Genomic DNA, 3161 nt, shown 5'->3' with positions numbered 1-3161 from the left:
ATCAGAAGAGCAGAGAATGTTAACCTTGATTGGCTGCTTACCGGAAAAGGAAGGCCCTTCTATGTAGGCCCGATCGACAACGCTGTATCTTTTGCTGATATGGTTAAGATCATGCTGGAAGACGAGCCACACTGGCATGTATACGTATGTAGCCTAAGTGAGCGTACTATCCTTATTTTTCAACAACCAGGACAATATGGCCTGAAAGATAAGTGGGTTGATCATCATATCATTGAAGTCTTAGTTGGCCCCGGCAGCGAAGAGCTTACCGAAGTAATACGTGAGTTTCCCAACCGCGAACAAATCCGGATCCCACTTCTTTCACCAGAAGATGAGGAAGCAATAGCTACCGGGCAAGTAGGAACCTACCGACTTTTTGATAGTGAAGATGCACTTTTAGCTAACCACCGACCAGCTAAAGAATCCGACCTACAGTTTTTTTCTTCAGAAGAGCCAACAGCTGCCAAGCCAGAAGTTGATGAGCCGATTAAGCTTGGCCTGATGCGTGCTGTTGTTACCCTGGTTGAAGATTGCGCCAATGAGTTAGGTGAAAACCTCAACAGTGATCAGAAGTCACGGGTAATTACCGCGGTTTACCGCCAAGCGGATCGCTTGGGACTGACTCCGGAAGATTTGACTGCTGACAGTATCCACACCGCTATCGACGTTATTCGCGACTGAATTTATCCTAACAAGCGAGATTTCTTGTTTTTGCATACTTCTCGCCATTGCAACCGCAGTCAGCCTCTCAAGCGCCAGAGATAACACCCTATCTTCTGGCGTTCTTTCCTTGTTTTCGACCCATATAACCTTTTCCATTCCTAGCCCTTTCTTTTTATTAAGTATTTTATAAATCCACGTGATATTACTACCAAAGTTACGCGGTTGAAGTGGCGAAACGCGCATATAGCTAATGTGTAGACGTATGTACTGTTTTGGATACAGAACCGCTCTGAGGGGTTGCATTATTTTAGCTGCTTGTAAGATGCCTATTGATGAAGAAAACCAGACTCAAGCAGGCAAGGAAAGCCGCAGGGTTATCGAGGAATAAAGTCGCTCGCGCCATGCACAAATCACCCCATACGGTGAAGGCCTGGGAAACGACCGATCGCCAACCTCGTACCATGCGAGAGATAAAAAAACTGTGTTCGTTGCTGAATATCCGTGTGGAATGGTATTTAGCCGGCGAAGGCTCAATGCACCCTATTGAAAGCGGCGCTAAAGAGCAGGAACTGTTAACCCTGTTCTCTGGGCTAACGGAGGAGCAGCAAGATGCTGTGCTGGGGATGATGCGGGTGATGTAATACAACCCACATCTGCATCGCATCTTGAATTTGTTGCACCAAACCGTTCATATCCTGTTTAATTATGTTGCTTACGGTTATCACAATAAAACACTATAAATCAAAGCGTTACTCATTCACTTAGCACATCATGGTCAGTAGATATATATATATTTTATATATCTGAGTTAGCTCTAACTTTTACATAGCTATTATAGAAATCCCAATGAGCACCCAATATATTACCTGTTGCATATCATGTAAAAAGAGTTAAGGCTTACTTAAACAAAACTAGGTTAACAGATAATTTTTATTTCCTCCCTAAGAGGCGTAGCTCATATCTAATATCAAAACATATAAGGCATGAACAATGAAAATTAATAATGAAACAGCAATAAAAATAATCGATGAGTTGGGTAATAGGCTAGGTAATAACTTATTAAATGAGTTAGAAGAGTATTTAGATGATGACAAAAAGCACTATCACGCCAAGTCTTTATTAACTAAATCATTAATAATCGACAGCATTATTAGATACAATCAGAGTACTAATGGTGACATTACTTATGATAGTGCACATAAAGAGTATATTAATAATTATTCCGATGTGGCTGATGGACCATGGCCCCCGTGGGCTGTATTATGGGATGTATATGAAAAATTTAAAACAGTTAAAGGTAAGGAATTAGTCGATTTTGTAGAATACCAAACTCGAACCATTGATCAGATATCAAAAGCCGATGATGATACTATCATGGCTGTTGAAATGGAAAAAAGCCATATCTTAGGTTTTGGTATGGATGATGGGAAAGTAGCTTTTAACGAGTATATCTCTTTATTACAGAACCAAAAAAATATTAACAGCTCAATATTAACGACAAGCTCAAACGGGAAACCAAACAAGCTCTTACTAAAAGCAATTAAAAAAGGGATAAAAATTACAGGAAGGAAGAATATATATATTACCATTGCGCTAATTCTTGCCAGTTTATTATTGTGGCTTGCAATGGGTAATAAAAAACAAGTTTTAGGCATGGTTGCAAATGCAACTGAAGATGATTTATATACAAGAAACTGGGAAGGCGAAGATGGAGGTATCTCTGATGTATATATGAACACAGGAAAAATGAAAAGCTACATGAGTGGGTACTATCCTCCCGAATGGGACAAAAACCTAGCGATTCCTTATAGTTATATCGATGACGACGAGATAGAGAAATCCATAATATGGTGTGGTGGCTTCTTTATGGAGAAAAAATTCGGATTCTATGGAACTGAAGGTATTTTCTTATTGCATAATGAAGACAAATCCTTAGTAGTCGCAACACTCGGTGCTTGTCCATACTCACATGATAATCGAACTTGGATTCAAGGCGTTGATGATATCGACAAACTCGACTCAAGTGAATCTAAGGAAACTCTCTTATTAGAGATGTATGAGCACAATAAAATAGAGCGTAGTATAAAATACAAAGGGTATACTCTATATACCCAACTTGGTTCTAAATCAACTAAGTCTGAGAGCGGCGGGGAAACAGCAATGTGTGTATATATTGAAGAAGGTCTAAATAGCTAATATCTCAGTATGGCCACTCTAATTCCACAATTAAATAAAGCCCTAAAATTAGGGCTTTTATGACTAAAGTTATCAAAGAATTAATCGTGTTAATTCGTATGTGTTCTTATTATCTATATCAAACTACCTTTATCTTGAGTTCAGGGACAAAAAACTAAAGCTGCAGTGTCACCCGTATTGAACAATGAATGTCTTCCGCTGCTCGATATGCGGTATTAGGGATGATGCGGGTGATGTAATAAACATTGCCAATTCTGCATCTTTGCTTTCAACCTAAACTGCGATTCCTCTTCCAACGTACC

The 3161-nt window shown here is 39.5% G+C and carries 3 protein-coding genes; all 3 read left to right on the top strand.

Translation table 11 applies throughout. The features are described 5' to 3' along the window. The coding region (locus tag MHN01_RS22225) for a transcriptional regulator (RefSeq protein WP_239413500.1) at positions 1-681 on the top strand (681 nt) is incomplete at its 5' end. Positions 682-995: 314 nt separating this feature from the next. Then, the gene (locus MHN01_RS22220) at positions 996-1304 is read left to right on the top strand and encodes a helix-turn-helix transcriptional regulator (RefSeq protein ID WP_239413498.1); all 309 of its coding nucleotides are present in this window, start codon (positions 996-998) and stop codon (positions 1302-1304) included. Between the two features lie 349 nt (positions 1305-1653). Next, on the top strand, positions 1654-2859 hold the full coding sequence (locus tag MHN01_RS22215; protein WP_239413496.1) for a hypothetical protein: 1206 nt from the start codon (positions 1654-1656) through the stop codon (positions 2857-2859). The last annotated feature ends 302 nt before the right edge of the window (positions 2860-3161 follow it).

Origin of the sequence: Photobacterium sp. OFAV2-7, from assembly GCF_022347985.1 — a bacterium.
In the GTDB taxonomy this organism is placed as follows: Bacteria; Pseudomonadota; Gammaproteobacteria; order Enterobacterales; family Vibrionaceae; genus Photobacterium.
The sequence above is the reverse complement of the archived record's forward strand: the minus strand, read 5'-3'. Positions and strand labels throughout refer to the sequence as shown.